The 19,887-nt window shown below is 64.1% G+C and carries 20 protein-coding genes; 9 read left to right on the top strand and 11 right to left on the bottom strand.

Translation table 11 applies throughout. The annotated features are described in order from the left end of the window. The first annotated feature begins 30 nt into the window (after window positions 1-30). Window positions 31-450 (top strand): Fe-S cluster assembly sulfur transfer protein SufU, encoded by a 420-nt coding sequence (gene sufU, locus GRS80_RS19650; protein ID WP_160049011.1) that lies wholly within the window; start codon window positions 31-33, stop codon window positions 448-450. Window positions 451-710: 260 nt separating this feature from the next. Here the strand turns inward: sufU and radA are convergent, their stop codons facing one another. The 3 genes from radA to GRS80_RS19635 all read right to left on the bottom strand — a co-directional run bounded on the left by radA (window position 711) and on the right by GRS80_RS19635 (window position 3,752). Beyond that, entirely contained in the window at window positions 711-1,742 is a 1,032-nt protein-coding gene (gene radA, locus GRS80_RS19645; protein ID WP_160049010.1) for a DNA repair and recombination protein RadA, read from the bottom strand. A 188-nt stretch (window positions 1,743-1,930) separates the two neighbouring features. Further along, the gene (locus GRS80_RS19640; protein ID WP_343161667.1) at window positions 1,931-3,040 is read right to left on the bottom strand and encodes a PQQ-binding-like beta-propeller repeat protein; all 1,110 of its coding nucleotides are present in this window, start codon (window positions 3,038-3,040) and stop codon (window positions 1,931-1,933) included. A 100-nt stretch (window positions 3,041-3,140) separates the two neighbouring features. Further along, window positions 3,141-3,752, bottom strand: a complete 612-nt coding sequence (locus GRS80_RS19635) for a hypothetical protein (RefSeq protein WP_160049009.1) — start codon at window positions 3,750-3,752, stop codon at window positions 3,141-3,143. Window positions 3,753-3,979: 227 nt separating this feature from the next. Between GRS80_RS19635 and GRS80_RS19630 the strand changes: the two genes are divergently transcribed. Continuing rightward, window positions 3,980-4,642, top strand: coding sequence for an SWIM zinc finger family protein (locus tag GRS80_RS19630; RefSeq protein WP_160049008.1), 663 nt, complete (start codon window positions 3,980-3,982; stop codon window positions 4,640-4,642). A gap of 17 nt (window positions 4,643-4,659) precedes the next feature. On the opposite strand, the gene hjc is transcribed toward GRS80_RS19630, so the two are convergent. The 4 genes from hjc to GRS80_RS20550 all read right to left on the bottom strand — a co-directional run bounded on the left by hjc (window position 4,660) and on the right by GRS80_RS20550 (window position 7,021). After that, window positions 4,660-5,178, bottom strand: coding sequence for a Holliday junction resolvase Hjc (gene hjc, locus GRS80_RS19625; protein ID WP_149079471.1), 519 nt, complete (start codon window positions 5,176-5,178; stop codon window positions 4,660-4,662). 65 nt (window positions 5,179-5,243) lie between these two features. After that, the gene (locus GRS80_RS19620) at window positions 5,244-6,077 is read right to left on the bottom strand and encodes a type II CAAX endopeptidase family protein (RefSeq protein WP_160049007.1); all 834 of its coding nucleotides are present in this window, start codon (window positions 6,075-6,077) and stop codon (window positions 5,244-5,246) included. Between the two features lie 144 nt (window positions 6,078-6,221). Then, window positions 6,222-6,725: a hypothetical protein gene (locus tag GRS80_RS19615; protein WP_160049006.1), complete on the bottom strand. Its 504-nt coding sequence runs from the start codon at window positions 6,723-6,725 to the stop codon at window positions 6,222-6,224. Window positions 6,726-6,853: 128 nt separating this feature from the next. Then, entirely contained in the window at window positions 6,854-7,021 is a 168-nt protein-coding gene (locus GRS80_RS20550; protein WP_200840430.1) for a hypothetical protein, read from the bottom strand. Window positions 7,022-7,153: 132 nt separating this feature from the next. Here GRS80_RS20550 and GRS80_RS19610 point away from each other — a divergent pair, with 132 nt between their 5' ends. Together GRS80_RS19610 and glyS are read left to right on the top strand one after the other, a co-directional pair. Further along, on the top strand, window positions 7,154-8,005 hold the full coding sequence (locus GRS80_RS19610; RefSeq protein ID WP_160049005.1) for a CBS domain-containing protein: 852 nt from the start codon (window positions 7,154-7,156) through the stop codon (window positions 8,003-8,005). Next, entirely contained in the window at window positions 7,998-9,776 is a 1,779-nt protein-coding gene (gene glyS, locus GRS80_RS19605) for a glycine--tRNA ligase (RefSeq protein ID WP_160049004.1), read from the top strand. Before GRS80_RS19610 ends, glyS begins: the two co-directional genes overlap by 8 nt. A 96-nt stretch (window positions 9,777-9,872) precedes the next feature. On the opposite strand, the gene GRS80_RS19600 is transcribed toward glyS, so the two are convergent. Beyond that, window positions 9,873-12,506 carry a PAS domain S-box protein gene (locus GRS80_RS19600; protein ID WP_160049003.1) on the bottom strand — a complete coding sequence of 878 codons (2,634 nt, stop codon included), beginning with the start codon at window positions 12,504-12,506 and terminating at the stop codon, window positions 9,873-9,875. 233 nt (window positions 12,507-12,739) lie between these two features. On the opposite strand from GRS80_RS19600, the gene GRS80_RS19595 reads away from it, so the two are divergent. Together GRS80_RS19595 and GRS80_RS19590 are read left to right on the top strand one after the other, a co-directional pair. Further along, window positions 12,740-13,327 carry a dolichol kinase gene (locus GRS80_RS19595; protein WP_160049002.1) on the top strand — a complete coding sequence of 196 codons (588 nt, stop codon included), beginning with the start codon at window positions 12,740-12,742 and terminating at the stop codon, window positions 13,325-13,327. Between the two features lie 136 nt (window positions 13,328-13,463). Next, window positions 13,464-14,675 carry an MFS transporter gene (locus tag GRS80_RS19590; protein WP_343161666.1) on the top strand — a complete coding sequence of 404 codons (1,212 nt, stop codon included), beginning with the start codon at window positions 13,464-13,466 and terminating at the stop codon, window positions 14,673-14,675. 40 nt (window positions 14,676-14,715) lie between these two features. Here GRS80_RS19590 and GRS80_RS19585 read toward each other — a convergent pair whose 3' ends face one another. Then, entirely contained in the window at window positions 14,716-15,216 is a 501-nt protein-coding gene (locus tag GRS80_RS19585) for a TspO/MBR family protein (RefSeq protein WP_160049000.1), read from the bottom strand. Between the two features lie 112 nt (window positions 15,217-15,328). Then, complete coding sequence (locus tag GRS80_RS19580) at window positions 15,329-15,820, bottom strand: hypothetical protein (RefSeq protein WP_160048999.1); 492 nt, start codon at window positions 15,818-15,820, stop codon at window positions 15,329-15,331. 261 nt (window positions 15,821-16,081) lie between these two features. Here GRS80_RS19580 and GRS80_RS19575 point away from each other — a divergent pair, with 261 nt between their 5' ends. The 3 genes from GRS80_RS19575 to fni all read left to right on the top strand — a co-directional run bounded on the left by GRS80_RS19575 (window position 16,082) and on the right by fni (window position 18,898). Beyond that, the gene (locus GRS80_RS19575; protein WP_160048998.1) at window positions 16,082-16,855 is read left to right on the top strand and encodes an enoyl-CoA hydratase-related protein; all 774 of its coding nucleotides are present in this window, start codon (window positions 16,082-16,084) and stop codon (window positions 16,853-16,855) included. Window positions 16,856-16,899: 44 nt separating this feature from the next. Continuing rightward, window positions 16,900-17,607: a ribose-5-phosphate isomerase RpiA gene (gene rpiA / locus GRS80_RS19570; RefSeq protein ID WP_160048997.1), complete on the top strand. Its 708-nt coding sequence runs from the start codon at window positions 16,900-16,902 to the stop codon at window positions 17,605-17,607. 229 nt (window positions 17,608-17,836) lie between these two features. Then, on the top strand, window positions 17,837-18,898 hold the full coding sequence (gene fni, locus GRS80_RS19565) for a type 2 isopentenyl-diphosphate Delta-isomerase (protein WP_160048996.1): 1,062 nt from the start codon (window positions 17,837-17,839) through the stop codon (window positions 18,896-18,898). A 108-nt stretch (window positions 18,899-19,006) separates the two neighbouring features. Here fni and GRS80_RS19560 read toward each other — a convergent pair whose 3' ends face one another. Next, window positions 19,007-19,174, bottom strand: coding sequence for a DUF1931 family protein (locus tag GRS80_RS19560; RefSeq protein ID WP_004267503.1), 168 nt, complete (start codon window positions 19,172-19,174; stop codon window positions 19,007-19,009). Window positions 19,175-19,887 lie beyond the last annotated feature (713 nt).

Raw genomic sequence — 19,887 nt, 5'->3', positions numbered from 1 at the left:
TTACAACTCTCCGGTCTATTCGGGGATACGATGGGACTGGGCTCGGACATGTACAGACAGCAGATCCTCGACCACTACAAGAATCCCCGCAACTACGGGGAACTCGAGGATCCCACCTTCAGCCACGTCGGCGAGAACCCGATGTGTGGCGACGAGATTCGCATGGACATCCGCCTCGACGAGGACGACGAGACGATCAACGCCGTCGCCTTCTCCGGAGACGGCTGTGCGATCAGCCAGGCCTCCGCGAGCATGCTCTCGAGTGAACTGACGGGCAAAACCGTCGACGAACTGCTCGAGATGGACCGCGACGATGTCGTCGACATGCTCGGCGTCGACATCTCTCCGATGCGGATCAAGTGTGCGGTGCTCGCCGAGAAGGTCGCACAGGACGGCGCGGAGATCTATCGCGGCGAACTCGAGGTCGAGAAGACGACGACCGAAGACTGATCGAGTCGAACTGATACGGGTTGTTGTCGCAGTCGTTTTCCGTCAGCGTACTCTTGCTCGTGAATCGCCGGTCAACACGATCAGTGCTGATCCGTCGAGTGTTCACAGAGCAGTCATCTCGCGATTGCTACACGACAGACGAGTTCGACGTGAAAACGTATCTGCGCACTCTCGTACGGTCTGTGACAACTGATTGCCGTCGATCGTCGCCGTTTTCGGTCGACCCGTAACGGCCCATAGCAGTCCGTACCAGTCGGAGGCTACTCCGCCATCAGGCCGCCATCCTGAACACGCATAACGGCCTCCCCGTCGGCGAGGTTCGGCGCGTCGACCAGCCGGACGATCCGCTTGTCGCCTTTGGACTTGCGGAGGTAGATCCGGAACGTGGACTTGTGACCGAGGATGTTACCGCCGATCGGCTGGGTCGGATCGCCGAAAAAGGAGTCGGGATTCGAGGCGACCTGGTTGGTGACGAGGACGGCTGTGTTGTAGAGGTTCCCGACCTTATCGAGGTCGTGGAGGTGTTTGTTGAGCTTCTGCTGTCGGTCGGCGAGTTCGCCACGGCCGACGTACTCCGCACGGAAGTGGGCGGTCAGCGAGTCGACCGCAAGCAGTCGGACGGGATACTCCGACTCCTCGTGTTCACTCGCGAGTTCCTTTGCCTTCTCGGCGAGCAACATCTGGTGATTGGAGTTGAACGCCTTCGCGACGTGGATCTTGTCGAGGACATCCTCGATGAGTTCGTCCATCGCCTCCTCGTCGCCAGCCGATCCCTCGATCTCGCGGTCCTCGAGTGTCGCATCGATGACGTCGTCCGGCAGCCCGCGGACCATGTCGTCGATTCGCTCGGGGCGGAACGTGTCCTCGGAGTCGACGAAGATGGCGCTGCCGTGGAGGCCGCCAACCTCCTGGGGGAGTTGGACGTTGACGGACATCTGGTGGGTGACCTGGGACTTACCGGAACCGAACTCGCCGTACACTTCCGTGATCGACTGGGTCTCGATCCCGCCACCCAGCAGGTCGTCGACTTCGTCGATGTGCCAGCTCAGCTTGCCGATCTGGTTTCGGCGCTCGAGAACGGTCGCACCGGTCTCGAAGCCGCCGATGTCGGCGGCGTCACGGGCGGCTCGAACGATGTCGGCGGCCGTCGACTCGCCGACGTCGGCCGTATTAGAGAGTTCCGAGGGCGAGGCGACGGCGAGGCTCTGGAACGATTCGAAGCCTGCGTCGTGGAGTTTGTCCGCGGTTGCCGGTCCGACGCCGGGGAGCGTCTCGAGGTCTGCTTCTGGCATACTCCGACGTAGTTTCGGACACCCCATAAAGGCTCGTTAACAGGAGAGTGAAAGTGAAAGTGCCGCACGGCGGCGGGGCGTTTGGAACGGTATCGAAGGGGTTAGATAGGAAGGGGACGCCGGCGCAGGCAGTGGGCGCTCGGCAGGTGCGAGCACCGCGAAACAGCGAGTAGCCGTGGGTGGTGGGGCTACGGTTTCGGTTCGCCGGGCGTCCACTCGAGACGGTAGAGCCGCTCGTCTTCACAGCCGACGTAGAGGGACCGGTCGCCGACCGCAGGCGTGGCCGTGATCGGGGCCGCGAGGGAGTGATACCAGAGGTGATCGAACTCCTCGGCGTCGATTCCGTAGAGAGAACCTGTCGCGTCACCGACACAGACGACGTCGCCGACGACCACGGGATCCGATCTAACCGGGCCGTCGAGGCCGATCCCTTTCTTCGAGAACAGCCAGCCCCGAACCTTCCGCCGGCCGAACGTCGTGTCGGTGACGTGGAGGTAGCCGTCGTCGGCGCCGACGAACGTCGTGCCACCGTCCTCGAGTTCGTCGTCGACGAGAACGGTGGCCGAGGAGGTGAGCGAGCCACGAACCTGATAGGTAAACCACGTCTGCCCGGTGTCACCGCCGAGTGCGAGTAAGGTGCCGCCGTCGTCGGCGACGTAGACGCGGCCGTCGGCAACCGTCGGCCCGCCAGTTACGGCGCCGTCCGTCGGCACCGTCCAGCACTCCTCGCCCGTCTCGGCGTCGACCGCGATAGCGGTCTCGTCCTGGGTCCCGACGAAGACGCGCGCACCGCTCCACTCGCGATCGTCGTCGACGGCGGGCGTCCCGGCGACAGGCGCGTCGGTTTCGAAGGTCCAGACGAGTTCGCCCGTCTCGGCCTCGAGCGCCGAGAGACCGTCCTCGTGGCCGGCGTACAGTCGACCGTCGGAGCGTGAAAGCGGCGTCGTGAGCGGAGCTAGGAGGTCGGTCTTCCACAGCTCGTCGCCGGTCGCCGGATCCGCCGCGCGGACCGTCCCACCGCTCGTTCCGAAACACACCCGTTCGCGCGTAACGACCGGGGCCCAGTCGGTCGGCTCGATCGTCTCGAGCACCCAGCGGCGGCGGCCGGTGTCGGTCTCGAGTGCGTACAGGTTTCCCCGATCCGTCCCGACGAAGACGGTGTCGCGGTCGAGAACCGGCGAGCCGGCCGAGCCGGTGAGATCGGCCGTCCACCCCTCCTCGATCCGGTACGGTCCCTCGACGTCGGGAACGATACCGGCGTTTCGTCGATCGGCCTTGAACTGGGTCCACTCGGTCACTGGGTCGACGTAGTGAACGGATCGGTATAATGGGTCCGACGTCCGACGGTGTCGACGACGCGATCAGCTATCGCCGAACGGAACCGTCAGCGTGATCGTGTCACTCCCAGGGATGAGTGCCGCGTCGACTCGGCCACAATGGGTACCAGTACTCCTTGTCGCGTTCGACCTCGAGTTCGCCATCCAGGGCCGCCTCGAGTTTGAACTCGGCGCTCGAGTCGCGTTCGCGGCCGGACCGTGGCGCGAAGGGGTAGAACGCGCCCCGGCGGAAGGAGTAGATCCAGTAGGCGGGCTCGCCGCTGCGGCGGTCCTCGTAGCCGAAGACGGCCGCGAGCAGCCGGGAACCGTAGTCGTGTTCGACGAACGTGTCCGCGGCGAAGTGCATGCTCGTGATGAGATCCTCGGTGTCGGCGTCCTCCAGAATTACCCAGTGGTAGCCGTGGTCGTCCTCGGAGACGGAGAAGTCGGTCCCCGTTTCCTCCCGACCGGCCTCGAGGATGGCCACGACCTCGTCGACGGCCTCGTGAAAGCTGTTCGAGTCGACGCCGGAGAAACAGAGCGCGCCGACGCCGATCGACTCGTAGCCGAGTTCGGCATCCATCGTGACGTAGGCGGTGCTCATCCCGAAGAGATCGTCGGGGTCGGCGTCGCGTCTGGCGTCGGCCTCGGCGCGCAATCCGAGGGCGGCGCGAAGCCCGTCCAGCAGTCCCATAGGCTGTGAAACGGACTCGAGCCCTTATAATCCATCCGTTGATCGCACCGGTGAAATCGGTGCGAGGCGACAGCGCAGTGGCGGTGGGATGACGCCAAAACGCGCCAAGTGAAACGACGCGTGAGTGATCAGCGATCCTGACGAACATACCCGTTATACGCCTCGAGCGCGTAGTATAGCCGAATAGCCAGCCGACTGTAATCGTGATTTGAACACCCGACGCACCCATGAAAACAATAGCGTCACCGAAAGCACCACTTCCCGTTTCGACGCCCGACCACCTCGAGGAGCGCTCGCGACGCGCGCGGTCCGAGCCGATGTCCGTCCTGTCGCTTGGCGACGGGCTCTACGAGGTCGAATCGGCCAGCGAACACACCTACCTCGTCGACCTCGAGGCAGGTCGGTGTACCTGTCCGGACCACGTCTTCCGCGACGTCCGCTGCAAGCACGTTCGCCGAGTCGCGATGGAGATTACCGAAGGTCGAACGCCCCCGCCTGGCGAGGTCGCCCTCGCATGCCACGACTGTGGCGAGACGGTGTTCGTCGACGAGAACGTTGCCGCCTCGCGCTATCGGGACAGCGCCGACGCCCCTGGCCCGTTCTACTGTGCGGACCACGCCATCGCGCCGGGCGAGACGGTTCGGGACCGCGAGACCGGCAGCAGGCTCACCGTCGTCGACGTCTCCGAGTACCGCGCCGACGCCGTCGAGATTCGGGCAGCCGACTGTACCGTCGCGGAGTACGAGACCAACGAGGCGTACGATCCGAACGTCCCCGTCGTCGCCGCGGTCTACCCCCACGCCACCGTGAAACGAAACGGCGTCGTCCCGTCGTCGCTTACGGTCTACACCTTCCCGCGGACGCGCCTCGAGCGGGTCGGTTCTCCGTAACCGCTCGAGTCTCCTCGCTACTCGAGTAGCTCCGCGGCCTCCTCGACGTCCATCACGCCCTGTTCGACGGCGTTCAGGACCCGCAAAATTTCCTCGTCGGGGCCGTCGTCGGCGTCGCCGATCTGCTCGAGGGTCACCTTCTCCGAGCGGCCGACGAACTCGGGGAAGTCGACGCCCTCGGCGATCGCCGTCTCCTTTTTGACGCGGTAGTTGCCGCCGTCGGTGACGTGGAGGTCGGCGGGGTGAAAGAAATACCAGTCCTCGCGGTCGAACCGGACGCCGATTCGGGGTTTCGCGCCGAAGTTCTGCGCGAAGTAAATCAGCGCCTCGACCTCCTCGCCCGAGAGATAGATCGGTTTACCGGAGCTCGATTTGGCCTCGATCGCGTAGAAGACCTCGCCGTCGCCCGCGAGGACGTCGGGGAGTTCCCGATCGGTCGCCGCGCCGCTTGCGGGCGCACGCATCACCGCAAAGCCCGCCTCGTCGAGTTCGTTGACGAGTTCGCGCTCGCGGCGGTCGCCCTTCGCATGAGACATGTCCACCACTCGCCGGCGGGCGATATTAAAAGGACGGACGCGGGCCGACGAAAACGACCGCGGCTCTACGAGAGCACGAACACGAGGTCGACCACCACCGACTGTGCCGGGTCGGCCACCTCGAGGTCGAACTCGAGGGCGAGATACAGCAGGCCGAACTGGAAGGCGTTGAAGGCGGCGTGGGCGGCCGTCGGGACGACGAGGTTGTCGGTTTCCGCGTAGAGATAGCCGAAGATGAGCGAGCCGCCGAAGACGACGGCGAGCGAGACCGCAGACGCCAGCAGCGCCTCCGGACCGATCGAGAGGAGGTCACCGGTGGCGGCGAGGTACGCTGGGACGTGAACGAGCGCGAAGATGAGACTCGCGACGGCGACGGCCTGATAGCGCGAGAACGCCGCGTAGAGGCGTTTCTGGATCACGTTTCGGAAGAGAAACTCCTCGGCAGGTGCGTTGAAGAAGAAGACGATGAGGATCATGACGAGGATCATCGTCTGGTCGCCGGCGATGTACTCCATCACCTGGTTCTCCGTGGTCGGCAACGAGAGCGTCTGGATGAGGAGACTCACGACGACGTAGAACGCGATACTGCCGACGATACCGGCGAGCACGTAGAGCCAGCCTCGTTTCGTCGGCGTTCGCCAGTCGACGTACGCCCAGCCGCGATCGGTCGCCGCGAGGTAGATCCCGCCGGCGAGCGCGAATCCGAGGAAGTTGAGTACCATGAGGGCCGTCCGCGCGGCGATCGACGCATCGGCTGGCGAGGTTAGCAACGCCGGATCCATCAGAAACGCCGGAAGCGTCGTCAGCTGGGTCGCGGCGATCCCGAAAATAGCGAGGCCGACCGCGATGGCCGTCGTGACGAGCGGGCTCCCGTCACGAACGCTCGAGGAGGTATCCATCGACCGGGTAGTACGATCTAGCCGTAAGTCAGTGTGGCGATTCGTCGACCTCGAACGGGTCTCATACGGATTCCTGGACCGATGGAACGGCGCAACCGCCGCCCGGATCGCGGTTGCGCCGGAACCGACGGACAGTAAACCGTCTCACTCGAGTTCGATCGTCGTCGAAGCGGCGGGCTGGTAGCGCCCCTCGTGGGTGGCGACGAACGCGCGGATCTCGTACTCTCCGGGTTCGGGGACGATCGACTCGTGTCGACCGCGGGTGCGTTCGAACCGCCCGTTCCAGGTGATCTGCGCCCGTTTTCGTTCGCCCCGATCGAAGGAAAACGCCGACGGGCGATCCGCGACGAACCGCCGCTCGTCGGTGGCCTCGAGTTCGCCGTCGACGCTCCACCCCCAGCGTCGTCGGCTCGGAGTCGGAATCTCGACCGACAGCGGCAGCCGGTTTTTGAACTCGATGGTGATCGCGACGGGATCACCTGCCTCGTAGACGTCCCGGTCCGTCTCGACGGAGACTGCGATCGCTCGGCGGGCCACCGTGGTCGGAACGAGCGCCGAGAGGAGCGTCGCAGTCGTCCACCGTGACCCCTCGGTATCGGAACTCGAGAGAGCGCCAGCGTCCCGACCGGGCGGCTTCGGGCCGACCATGGGCGAGCAACTCACTCCTCGGTACTAACGGTATCGAAGAAGACGTTCGATTCCTCGAGTGTGAACGATTCGGGCGCTGGCCGCGAGAAAGACGTAACGAGACCCCCCAGTCCCGCCCCCTGCTTCGGTTACCGCCAGGCCGAAAGCGTCGGTGCCGCCTCGGCCTGCATCGAGAGCCATGCGCCATCGGCCGAGATATCGGCGATGACGTACTCGTCGCGGTCGTTCCTACCGGCCGAGTCGATCGATCCAACGATCGTATCGCATTCGGTCGTGGCGTGGGGGTTCATCGCCATGTATGAGAGTCACACACACCCACATATAAACTCGTCGATTGAACTGTCCGATCCGTAGACCGGTCTCGGTGGGGGTCATCCACGACACGGGAAACACTGGGTTTATACTCATTTTCGCCGTACCGTGGGGATATGAACGTAGCCGACGCGATGACGCCTCGCGAGGACGTGGTGACCGCCGAATTACCGGGCACTCGATCCGACGTCCTCGAGTACCTCCAAGAGCGATCGTTCTCCTCGGTTCCGGTCGTCAAACCGACCGACGACGGTCTGGAGTACCGCGGACTGGTCTCGCGAGACGTCCTGATCGAACAGCCCGACGAGGACCAACTCGTCATGCTGATGGACGACGTGCCGACGACGACTGCGGACACCACGCTCCCGGACGTCGCGCGAACGATGGTCGAGGAGGACGCGCGTCGCGTCCCCGTCGTCGACGGCGAGTTCGAGGGGATCGTTACCGTGACCGACGTCGTCCACGCCATCGCGGCGGGCGACCAGGAGACCGACGAGACCGTCGAACGGTACGCGAGCACGGACGTGAACACGACCTACGAGGGCGCGCCGTTGCCGGTCGCCGAACGCGAACTCTCCTACGCCAACGTCCCCTACACGGTCGCACTCGACGACGACGGCCGGATGAGTGGCGTCCTCACGGAGGTCGACATCATCGACGTCGCCCGCATCGTCGAGGGCGAAGAGGAGACCGGCAACAACTTCCCCGACCAGGACTCCCAGTGGTCCTGGGAAGGCGTCAAAGGCGTCGGCAGCCGCTATCTCCCGACGCGGGACATCGAGCTTCCCAACGGGCCGGTCGGCGAGTTCATGACCGAGGAGGTCGTGACAGTCTCGGCGGAGACCCCGGTCCAGGAAGCCGCCCAGCGGATGATCAGCAAGGACATCGAGCAGATCCCGATGGTGACCGGCGAACAGCTCGTCGGCATCGTCCGGGACGTCGACATTCTCGAGGCACTCTATGAGTGAGCACGCACAGACGGACGCAGACGAGACAGCAGCAACGAGCGAGAAGCTGGTCGAACTCGCCAAGCGCCGCGGCTACTTCTTCCAGTCCTCGGGAGCCTACGGCGGCGTCGGCGGCTTCTACACCTTCGGTCCGCAGGGTGCATCCCTGAAGGGCAACGTCGAGGACGCCTGGCGCGACCGCTTCGCCGTCGCCGAGGGTAACATGGAGATCGACGCGCCGACGATCATGCCCGAGCCCGTCTTCGAGGCGTCGGGCCACCTCGACGGTTTCGACGACATGCTGATCGAGTGTCCAGAGTGTGGCGCGAGCAGTCGAGCCGACCACCTCGTCGAGGACAATACGGAGTACGAGGACGCAGAGAGTCTCCCCATTCCGGAGGTCGAGGAGGTCATCGCCGAGTACGAACTCGTCTGTCCGGAGTGTGGCGCTGGCCTCGCGGACGTCGCCGTCGAGGCATTCAACCTCATGTTCGCGACGAACATCGGCCCCGGCGACTCCGACCCAGGCTACCTGCGTCCCGAGACCGCACAGGGCATCTTCGTCGAGTTCCCCCGGCTGAAGGAGTACGCCCGCAACCAGCTCCCCTTCGGCGTCACCCAGATCGGCCGCGCCTATCGCAACGAGATCAGTCCCCGGCGCTCGATCATCCGGACCCGCGAATTTACGCAGGCCGAACTCGAGTACTTCGTCGACCCAGAAGAAGACGAGCCAGACCTCGAGCGCGTCGCAGACGTCGAGGTGACGCTCTACCCGGCCAGCGAGCAAAACAGCGAGGACGGCTCCGAGATCGAGACGACCATCGGCGACGCCGTCTCCGAGGGCATCATCTGCGACGAGTGGGTCGCCTACTTCCTCGGCGTCGCGAAGCCATGGTACGACTCCGTGGGCGTCGACATGGACCGGTTCCGGTTCCGCCAGCACCTCTCGGGCGAGCGCGCCCACTACGCGGCAGATTGCTGGGACGCCGAGAGCGAAATCGATGGGAACTGGATCGAGATGGCCGGTTTCGCCTACCGGGGCGACTACGACCTCTCGAAACACGAGGAGTACTCCGACGACCGCTTTACGATCTTCAAGCAGTACGACGAGCCGAAGACCGTCGAGCGCGCGACGGTCGATCCCGACATGAGTTATCTGGGACCGGAGTTCGGCGGCGACGCCCAGGCCGTCGTCTCGGAACTCGAGGCGCTCGCGGCCCGCGATCGCGCTGCGTTCGAGGGAGACACCATCGAGATCGCCCTCGAGGGCGAGACTCACGATATTCCCGTCGAGAAGACCGGCTTCGCCGTCGAAGAGCAGACCGAGGCCGGCGAGCACATCACGCCCCACGTCGTCGAACCCTCCTTCGGCGTCGACCGGCTGGTCTACACCGTCCTCCACCACGCCTACCGCGAGGACGAGGTCTCGGGCGAGGAGCGCACCTATCTGGAACTCGAGCCCGAGGTCGCGCCAACCTTCGTCGGCGTCTTCCCGCTCCAGAGCGACGACGAACTCGTCGCACACGCCGAAGAGATCGTCGCCAACCTGCGCGATGCGGGTCTCTCCGTGACCTACGACGACTCGGGCAACATCGGTCGGCGCTACCGCCGTCAGGACGAGGTCGGCACGCCGTTTTGCGTGACGGTCGACTACGAGACGGTAGAAGAGACGGAGACGACCGTCACTGTCCGCGAGCGGGATACGACCGACCAAAAGCGCCTCTCCGTCGACGCCCTCGCGGAGACGTTGTCGGCGATTCGAGCCGGCGAGATGGCCTTCGAGGAGCTGTAGTCGGCTCGAGTGGAGCTGTCGTCGGCTCGTGAACCGGCGGACAGGTTCGATTCCCGTTCCGTATCAGTTCGGACGGGCAGTTTCGGTTCCCGCTGCTCAGCGTGCTCGCTGTAACTCGACGACGAACACGGCACCCTCGGGCTCGTTGTCTTCGACCCAGACGTCGCCACCGTACCTGTCGACGAGGGTCTCGACGAGGTACAGTCCGATCCCGGTGCCCGCACTCTCGAGTCCTTTCTCGCCTTTTCCGAAGATCGTCTCTTTCTGTTCGTCCGGAACCCCTGGACCGTCGTCGGCGACGTAAACCGCGACTCGATCGTCGCGCGTCTCGGAACGGACGGTTATCTCCGGGGTTTCCGTATCGTTGTGCTGAACGGCGTTTTTCAGGATGTTTCGAAACACCGCAGATAGCATGTCGTCGGCGACGGCGTCCGTTCGGGGAAGCGTTCCCTCGACGGTCACGTTCGCTTCCGGATGTGTCGATCTGACCTCTGCGATCTCCTCCTCGATCGTTCGCTGGAGCGAGATCCGTTTGTCCTCGATGTCGGTTTGTAACATCACCTCGGCCAGGTCGCGCGCAGTCATCGTGAGTTCGATCGCGTTTTCGGCGCTCTGTCTGACCGTGTCGAGTTCGTCTTGCATCCCCTCGGTGACGTTCCCCTCGAGCATCTCGGCGTACGCGTGGACGAGCTGGAGATCGTTCCGGATGTCGTGGCGAACAACCTCGTTGAGAATCTTGAGGTTGTCCCGCTGCTCTTCGAGTTGTGTCTCGTAATCGACCCGTTCTGTGATGTCGTGGACGATCGAGAAGAGGAAATCGTCGTCGTCTATCGTAATGGGAGAGGAGTGGACCTCGACCGTTCGGACCTCGCCGCTTGCCAGTTCGTGGTCGAAGACGAAGTAGTTGCGATCCTCCCGTTCGGCACGCGTGCGTTCCCGGGCCACTTCCTCGGGCGAAAGACAGTTGATCGACTCGATATTCCTCGAGGCGAGCGCTTCGGTCGAGTAGCCGTAGAACTCGGCAGCGGCTTCGTTTGCATCCCGGATCGAACCCGACTCCGGATCGATCAACAGCATTGGCGCGCTATGTCGCTCGAACATCCGCCGGAACCGCGCCTCACGTCGTCGCAGCGCTGCTTCCATCTCCGTGCGCTCGGTGATGTCCTGGATAACGCCGTCGAAGTACGTCTCTCCATCGACGGTCGTAGCGATCGCCGTCACCGATCCCCAGAACCGCTCGCCGGAAAGTGTCTCGAGTTCCAGTTCGGATTCAGTAATGCGGCCCTCCGCTTCGAGACGGTCGGCGAACGCTTGCCGTTCCGTCGAGTCAGCGTAGAGTTCTCGCACGTCGTGGTCGAGCAACTGCTCGGCCGAGTCTGCGTCGAACAGCTCGACCATCGCCGGGTTGACCTCGAGGAACTCACCCGCTTTTCCCGGCGTGTTCCGGTAGATTCCCACGGGGACGTTGTCGACGAGTTCCTTGTACCGTTCTAGCTCCCGCTCGTACTCGACGGTCTCGGTTACGTCCCGACAGATTGCGATGAACAGCGGCTCGGCTTCCGCGTCGGGCGTGACTTTGCTCACCCAGACGTCGACGGGGTAAGTCGACCCGTCTCGTCGCCGATGAACCCCGCTTACCTCGATGTTGTGTATCAAGCCGGGTTTCATCGACTTCCATCGGTCCTGCAGTTTCGCGACGTCAGCGCCGACTTCGAAGTCGGGAACCGTCATCGAGCGCAGTTCGTCTCGGTCGTATCCGAGCATGTCGGCGAGCGTCTCGTTGACGTCGTAGACGGTCCCGTCGGCGTCGTGGACGACGATTCCGTCCGGCGCTTTTTCGAACAGTACTCGGAGTCGTTCTCTGTTTCGATCTAACTCTTGCTCCCGTTCTTTGCGATCAGTGATGTCGATACCGACACCGATCATTCGATCGGGCTCCCCGCTGGCGTCGGTGATCAGCTCTGCCCGCGTGATATTCCAGATATACTCGCCCGATTCGTGGCGGATTCTGAACTCGTGTTCGAACCCTTCCGCCCGCTCGAGGGCAGTTTCGACGACGCGTTCGAGTTCGTCTCGGTCCTCGGGATGGACCCGATCGAGAAACGCCTGGTAGCTCCCCTCGAACGCACTGGGTTCGATCCCGAGTAACTCCGCCATGGAATCGTTCCAGATTACGGTTCCCGACTGGACGTCCCACTCCCAGGCGCCGGCGTCGGCGGCGTCGAGTGCGAGCGATAACCGCCGTTCGATACGCTGGCGTGCGCGTTTGTGGATGTTGCGATCGGTGACGTCTCGAGCAACGCCAACAAGTTGCGTTACCGACCCGTCTTCGACGATGGGCGTGAGTTTCGTGTGCCACTCGACGGTCCCGGTCGGGTACTCGAGCGTTTCCTCGTACTCGATCGTCTCCCGTCTTTCGACACAGTCGCGATAAGTGGTGACGACGGTCGCAGCGTCTTCCTCACCGAGGATTTCGTGTGGCCGCCTCCCCTGAATCGCTTCGGTTGACAGACCGGTGAGCGCTTCGTGGGCACGGTTGTTGCGGCGAAACGTGAAGGTGTATGCAGACCCATCGTGACCGACGTCGACGAGAAACACCGCGTCGTCGACGGTATCGAAGATGGTTTCGTACTCGGTTTCGATTGCCGACGATCGGCGGCCCGACTCGGCCGATCGATCGGGTGGTCGGGAGCGATCCCCCCCGTACTCGGATCCATTCCCCTCAGTCATATTGAACTGTTGTTCTGAAAGCGGTAAAATCCGTTGGGTCGAGCGGTCGTAGTCGCTGGGACGGATTACCGTCCTGCCATCTCGGAAGATCGCGGCCGTCTCCGGCCCACGGCGCCGACGGACAACAGTGAAAACCCCGATGGGATAGCCGGGCCCCACTCGAAAACGACCCAGCGGGCGGAGATAACCGACGGACTGAAGGTCACGTCCTTCGACGGAAGACACGGACAGCGATGGCTGACGAACTCAAGCGGCGACTCGTCCACGCGAGCGGCTCCGGACTCGTCGCACTCTATCTGCTCGCGAACTATCTCGAGGTCGGCCTCACCTGGCAGTACTTCCGCGTCCTGATGGTCGTCCTCGCGGTCGGTGCCATCGGTCTCGAGTTCCTCCGGCTTCGCGTCGGCCTCGAGTGGTGGCTCTACGACAAACTCACGCGGGAGTACGAGCAGGATCAGTTCGCCGGCTACGGCTACTACATGGTGAGCATGACGATCGTCGTGGTGGTCTTTCCACCGGCGATCGCGCTGCCGGCGATGTTGATGCTGGCGCTGGGTGATCCGATCAGCGGCGCGGTCTCCGACGACTCGCTCAGACGAGTCAAGAGTCCGAAAGTGCTCGCCACGATGTTCGTCGTCTCGGGAGCGATCGCCGCGCCGTTTCTCGCGAACCCGGCCGCTATCGTGGCCGCAGCGCTGGGTGCGACCGTCGCCGACGGAATCACGGTACGGATCGGCGACTTCATCGTCGACGACAACCTGACGATCCCCATCTACGCCGCCGTACTCGCCTGGCTCGCCCTCGAGTTCGTCCCCGTCTAACCGTGTTTCGACGAACGGATAGTCGGTCGGCGAGCGACGTCAAAGACTACTGCAACGAAAGAGTACCCCCGATATCGGCAAGGCCGTACCGTTGTGCAGCCCTCATAGCGGTCGCCACCCAAGCGCCACTACCACCGTGTCCAGACTAGTGGGCCTCGAGCGAGCGTCGACGGTGAGGGAGATCCTGTCGGAGGGGCGCGGGAAGATCCTGTTCGCCGTTGCAGCCGGCTGGTTCCTCTCGATCGGCGTTCGACTCGCCTACCCCGTGTTGTTGCCGTTTCTCCAATCGGATCTCGGGCTGGGACTGACGGGGGCCGGCGTCCTGTTGTCGGTGCTCTGGCTCGCGTACGCGCTCGGACAGCTTCCCGGTGGCGTCCTCTCGGACCGAATCGGTGAGGGGAACGTCCTCGTCGCGAGCACGCTCGTCTCGGCGGTTGCGCTCGGGGCCGTCGCGGCCGTCGACTCCGGCACCCTCGTCTTCGTCGCGACAGCCGCGTTTGGGTTCGGGACCGCGCTGTACGGCGTCGCCAGGTTCACCATCCTCTCGGACGTCTTCCCCGAACACGAGGGGGCCGCGATCGGTATCACACTGGCGGCGGGTGAAGTCGGCAACGCCGTCCTCCCGCTTGCAGCCGGCGCAATCGCGACGACGCTCGCCTGGCAGTACGGCTTCTGGCTGTCCGTCCCCGCGTTCGGCCTCACGGCACTTCTGCTGTGGTACGCCGTCCCCGGACGAACGTCGGGCGAGACGAGCGCCGTCGACGCCATCTCGAGAGACACCCTCCAGTACGTCGCCTCACAGCTACGGCGACGACCGATCGTCGTCGTGACGGCGGTCCAGATCCTCACCTACTCCGTCTGGCAGGCGTTTACGGGCTTCTACCCGACCTACCTGATTGAGGTCAAAGAACTCTCAGCGCCGGTCGCGACGGGGCTGTTCAGCGCCTTTTTCGCGCTCGGAATCGTCGTTCAGCCCCTCACTGGCGGCGTGTACGACCGAATCGGTGCGCGGCGTTCGCTCCCGGTCGTCCTCGGGATCGTGGCGGTCGCACTCGCCGCTCTTCCGTTTCTCGAGGGGTTCTGGCCCCTCGTGGCGGGGACGGTACTGCTCTCGAGCATCCTCGGCTACGGGACGATCACGCTGCCGTACATGACCGCCGCCTTCCCCCAGGACATGAAGGGGACCGGGCTCGGCGTCCTGCGGACGTTCTACATGACGATCGGGGCCGCGAGCCCGGTGTTGTTCGGCGCGTTCGCCGAACGGGGCTTCTTCGACGAGGGGTATCTGGTGCTCGCCGTCCTCGCGGTCGTCGCGATCGGACTCACGTGGTGGCTTCCGGAGCTGTGACGGCCACGGCCGGTCGGCCGAGTCTACCGCCGGTGTGGAGTCACGCGTTCAGCCGCCAGATTTCGAAGTTGAGCACAGCCGCGAACGTCACCCACGCGATGTACGGGACGAGCAACGCCGCCGCACGGCGGTCGACCCGGCGGAACGAGCCGATCGTCGCGGCGACCAACACCCAGAGGATCAGGATGACGGCCAGACCCACCAGTGGCGCCTCGAGCGAGAAAAAGGCCGGCGTCCAGGCGACGTTGAAGACCATCTGGAGGGCGAACAACCCGATGGCGAGCCGCCGGCCGTCGGCGTCGGATCGCCAGACGAGCCAGAGCGCGAGACCCATGAGGACGAACAACAGCGTCCACGCCACCGGGAAGGCGAGCTCCGGCGGGTAAAACGCCGGCTTCTCGAGGCTCCGGAACCAGGCCGAGTCGGGACTCGAGAGAATTCCGGGGACGCCCCCGACGACGTTCACTAAGACGACGAAACCGATCGCTCGGAGTACCGATCCGGGGTCGGGGAGCCGTGATTCGCTCGTTCGAGTCGCCATACGTTGGGTACGCGTCGAACTGCCTTGGAGTTACGGCCTCCACTCGACGGATCCGTCTCGAACGTCAATTACGGTTTGCTGGACGTTACTGCAGTGGAGGCTTGCCAAAGCACTAGCTGTCTCGGTCGCGATCCTCGATATACCGCTCGACGAGCGCCCGGCAGTTTCCGGGAGCGGTTTCCGTGAACTCCTCGCCCGTTCGCGTCGCGATCCGAACCCCGCGCAGGGCCGCGGGGGCGGGTTCGTTCGGCCCTCCCGGCAGCGCCACCGTCGCGGGGAGGTCGGTGACCGTCGTCCACTGCTCCTCGGCTACCACCCCCTGCGTTAGGACGTCCGCTTCCCACGAGAGCACGGTCGCGTGGCTGAACGACCGATGCGTTCCCTCGATGTGGACTCGCTTGCAGTGGTCGAATCGAACCGCGATGGCGTCTCTGACTGTCATGGTCTCGCTCGAGTCGTCCGCCGTCTCGCTGGCTTCCGTTTCGGTTCGCCGTTCTGTATCGCCGGTGTCGCCGCCTGCGATTCCGGCCGCCGCGACGGCCGCCGTACCGGTGGCAATGAAAGCGAGAACCGCTCGCCGAGGACGGGCGTCACGGTCGTCCATGTCGACCGTCCAACGCCCCTCCCCAAATACCCGTTGCCCGCCGCTCACATCGTGAGACGGTCCGCTGTCTGTCGTTTCAGACGGGTTCCTGTCATACGGTCTGCTGTAAATCGTTACCGGCGAAACCACGAGCCGTCTGTGGTTTCGCCGGTAAACCGTTACAGCAATCCGTATCACGCGTTCCGGCGTACACCTCCGACATCCGAACCCGACGGGTCGATCGACCAAATCCATTTGTGCCCTGCCCACAGACCGTGCGGTATGTCCTGGGAGACAGTTCGACTCGAGATCGACGACGACGTCGCGACGCTTTCGATCGACCGGCCGGACGCGATGAACGCGTTGAACGTAGAGACGCTCGAGGGAATGACCGACGCCCTCGCCGAGGCGGCCGAGGAGGACGCTCGAGCGCTCGTCCTCACCGGTTCGGGAGACGACGCGTTCATCGCGGGTGCCGACATCGCGCACATGCAGGATCTCCCAACCGAGGAGGCCCGCGAGTGGGTCGACCTCGGCCACGAGGTCGCCGACGCGCTCGAGTCGTTTCCAGCGCCGACGATCGCCGCGATAAACGGCTACGCGTTCGGCGGGGGATGTGAGATGGCGCTGGCCTGTGATCTCCGGATCGCGGCCGAATCGGCGGTCATCGGTAACACGGAGATCGATCTGGGGATCATCCCCGGCTGGGGGGCGACCCAGCGACTTCCGCGGATCGTCGGCGACGAGACCGCGCGCCGGATGATCTTCCTCGGCGAGCGACTCGACGCCGAGAGTGCGGCCGAGGCCGGACTCGTCGGCGAGGTCGTCCCCGACGAGGAACTCGAGGCCGTCACGACGGAACTCGCGGAACGGCTCGCGGCGAAGCCGGCCGTCGCGATTCGAGCAGCGAAGGAGTCGATCAACCAGGGGTACGAGGGGTCCCAGACCAGCGGGCTCGACTACGAGAAACGGGCGTTCACCGGCCTCTTTGGAACCCACGATCAACAGGAGGGGGTTGCGGCGTTCCTCGAGGATCGGGAGCCAGCGTTCGAGTAGCGCGTTCGGTAACGTTTTTCCCGCCGCCGCTCGCGTGAGGACGTATGAAGACGGAGGGTGGCTCCAGGGAAGCGAAACGTCGCGCCGGTGAACGGGCGGCCGAGGAGGTCGACGACGGCGACGTGGTCGGGCTCGGGACCGGCTCGACGGCCGCCCACGCGATCCGGGCGATCGGACGAGCCGTCGACGACGGGCTCACGGTTCGGGGAATCCCGACGTCGTTCCAGTCGCGTCAACTCGCACTCGAGGTCGGTATCCCGCTTTCGTGTCTCGACGCCGTCGACGGGATCGATATCGCCATCGACGGCGCAGACCAGATCGCAGACGACCCCGACGCGTCGGGATTCGGTGCGCTCGTCAAGGGCGGCGGCGGCGCGCAGACGCGCGAGAAGCTCGTCGACTCCGCGGCGGACCGGTTCGTCGTCGTCGCCGACCCGTCGAAACTCTCGGACACACTCGAACAGTCGGTGCCACTCGAGGTACTCCCCGACGCCCACGCGCTCGTCGCCGACGAGATCCGGAGGATCGGCGGCGAACCGACGCTTCGCGACGCCACGCACAAAGACGGGCCGGTCGTCACCGACAACGGAAACCTGCTTTTAGACTGTGCGTTCGGCGAGATCGACGCACCCGACGAACTGGCGACGCGACTCTCGAGCGTCCCGGGTGTGGTCGAACACGGCCTATTCGTCGGGATGGCCGACGCGGCCTACGTCGGGACCGACGAGGGGGTCGAGATACGGGAGTACTGAGACGGTTCCCGACGGCTGATTCCCGGACGATGGCCGACCGATCGACCGGGGCAGACCCGTCGCAGTGCGATGGTCTCGAGCGTCGCGAATCCGATCAGGAGGCTCCGTACCATCCCGTGTTGACATCCTATCGCTTTCGGAAACCCTCGACTCGGAGTACGGGCTGGTCGAGCGGTCGGAATGGACAGGTTTTCTACCCCGTCGGGACAACCCTTCCTCGAGACGATCGATGCCCGAGACATCCGACAGGAAAGACGACCACATTCGAATCATCGAAGAAGAAGACGTCGAGACGTCCGGTTCGGGGTTCGCGGACGTCGAACTCGTCCACGAGGCACTTCCCGAGATCCACCGGGACGAGATCGACACGACGACGACGCTACTCGGGCACGAACTGGCGGCTCCGATCGTCATCGAGAGTATGACCGGCGGCCACCCGAACACGACGAAGATCAACCGTGCACTCGCCGAGGCCGCCCAAGAGACGAACGTCGCGATGGGTGTCGGTAGCCAGCGCGCTGGCCTGGAACTCGACGACGAGGGCGTACTCGAGTCCTACACCGTCGCGCGTGAGGTCGCTCCCGATGCCTTTCTCTACGGAAACGTTGGCGCGGCGCAGTTACTCGAGTACGACGTTTCTGACGTCGAGCGGGCCGTCGAGATGATCGACGCGGACGCGATGGCGATCCACCTCAACTTCTTACAGGAAGCCGTCCAGCCGGAAGGGGACGTCGACGCTCGTGGCTGTCTCGCCGAGATCGAACGCGTCGCCAAGGAGCTGTCGGTTCCGGTCGTCGTCAAGGAGACGGGCAACGGTATCTCGCGGACGACCGCACGACGACTCGCCGACGCCGGCGTCGATGCGATCGACGTCGCCGGACAGGGCGGAACGACGTGGTCGGGTATCGAGTCCTACCGGGCCGCCGCCGTCGGCGCCGAGCGCCAGGAGGCGATCGGCCGGCTGTTTCGCGCCTGGGGTGTGCCGACGGTGGTGAGCACGCTCGAGGCGGCGAGCCAACACGAGACCGTGATCGCGAGTGGCGGCGTCCGATCTGGGCTGGACGTCGCGAAGGCCATCGCCCTCGGTGCGAGCGCGGGCGGGCTCGCGAAGCCGTTTCTCTCGCCGGCCGGTCGGGGGACCGACGCGGTCGTCGACCTCATCGAGACGCTCACGCTCGAGCTTCGGACCGCGATGTTCGTCACCGGCTCGGCGTCGATCTCCGAGCTTCGGTCGGCCGATCACGTCGTCGTCGGCCGAACGAAGAAGTATCTCGAGCAACGAGAACACTGATCGGTGTCGACTCGATCATCCGTGTTCTGTTTTCACAGTTATCGCCGCTAACGTGTAGCCGTCGCTACCTGACGTTGGGCCGATAAAAAAGCACTCGAGTGGCGTCCCTTACAGGTCGCGCGGCTGGACGGTCTTGCGGTCGTTCGCTTCCGCTCGACGGGCAGCATCTTCGAGGAGTTCGTCGACTTCCTCGTCGAGTGCATCGTAGAAGTCCGAGGCGACGTTCTTGTCATCGAGCGCTTCCTTCACGGCGGCTTTGACGATAAGGTCTGCCATACGATATACCGATTTCCTTTTACCCCATATAAACATTTTGGTTATTCCAAGAGATACCGGTGAAACAGCGGTTGATTCGCCTGTTTCGACGACCACTACCACCGGAAAGTATATGTTTCATGAATCGCTGACCGGAACCGCTCCCCGCTCGAGCGGTAAAATTGCGCTCGCGCGCGCCCTCGAGTCCGCTCGCGAACGATCCACCTGATGTGTGGTGGATCCGAGTACGCGTGTCACTGATACGAGCTGGTGTCGTCAATACCACCATCCCAGGGAGCCGTCGTCCGAGTACGGCGCTAAACAGTTACAACAGTCCGTATGAGGAGTGGATAGCACTCGGCCGGGGTGAACGATCGAGCGGTTCGATGATACTGATACCAAAAACAAATATCCCGTTATCCAAACACCAAACAGTGTATGGGAAAGCATTTTTAAATTCTCGATGGGTATTGTTCGGTACCGGCTCCGGCCGGTGTGCCCAATGCCCAAATGTAACCATTGTGATGCGCACGTCTCAGAACGATTTGCGCGTGTATTCGCCGACGAATCCGGCGAGATCCACGCGTGTATCAGCTGCTCCGCGAACGCCGGAATCGCGGAGGTAGCGAAAGAACGCGCACGCGGCACGTAGCGAGAAACGTATCGAGCTACCGGCGGACCCCTTTCGACGACGAACGACGCGTAGTCGAGTCACTTTTCGACACCGCCTCCGT

The organism is Natrialba sp. INN-245, from assembly GCF_009807105.1.
GTDB lineage: Archaea > Halobacteriota > Halobacteria > Halobacteriales > Natrialbaceae > Natrarchaeobius > Natrarchaeobius swarupiae.
The sequence above is the reverse complement of the archived record's forward strand: the minus strand, read 5'-3'. Positions and strand labels throughout refer to the sequence as shown.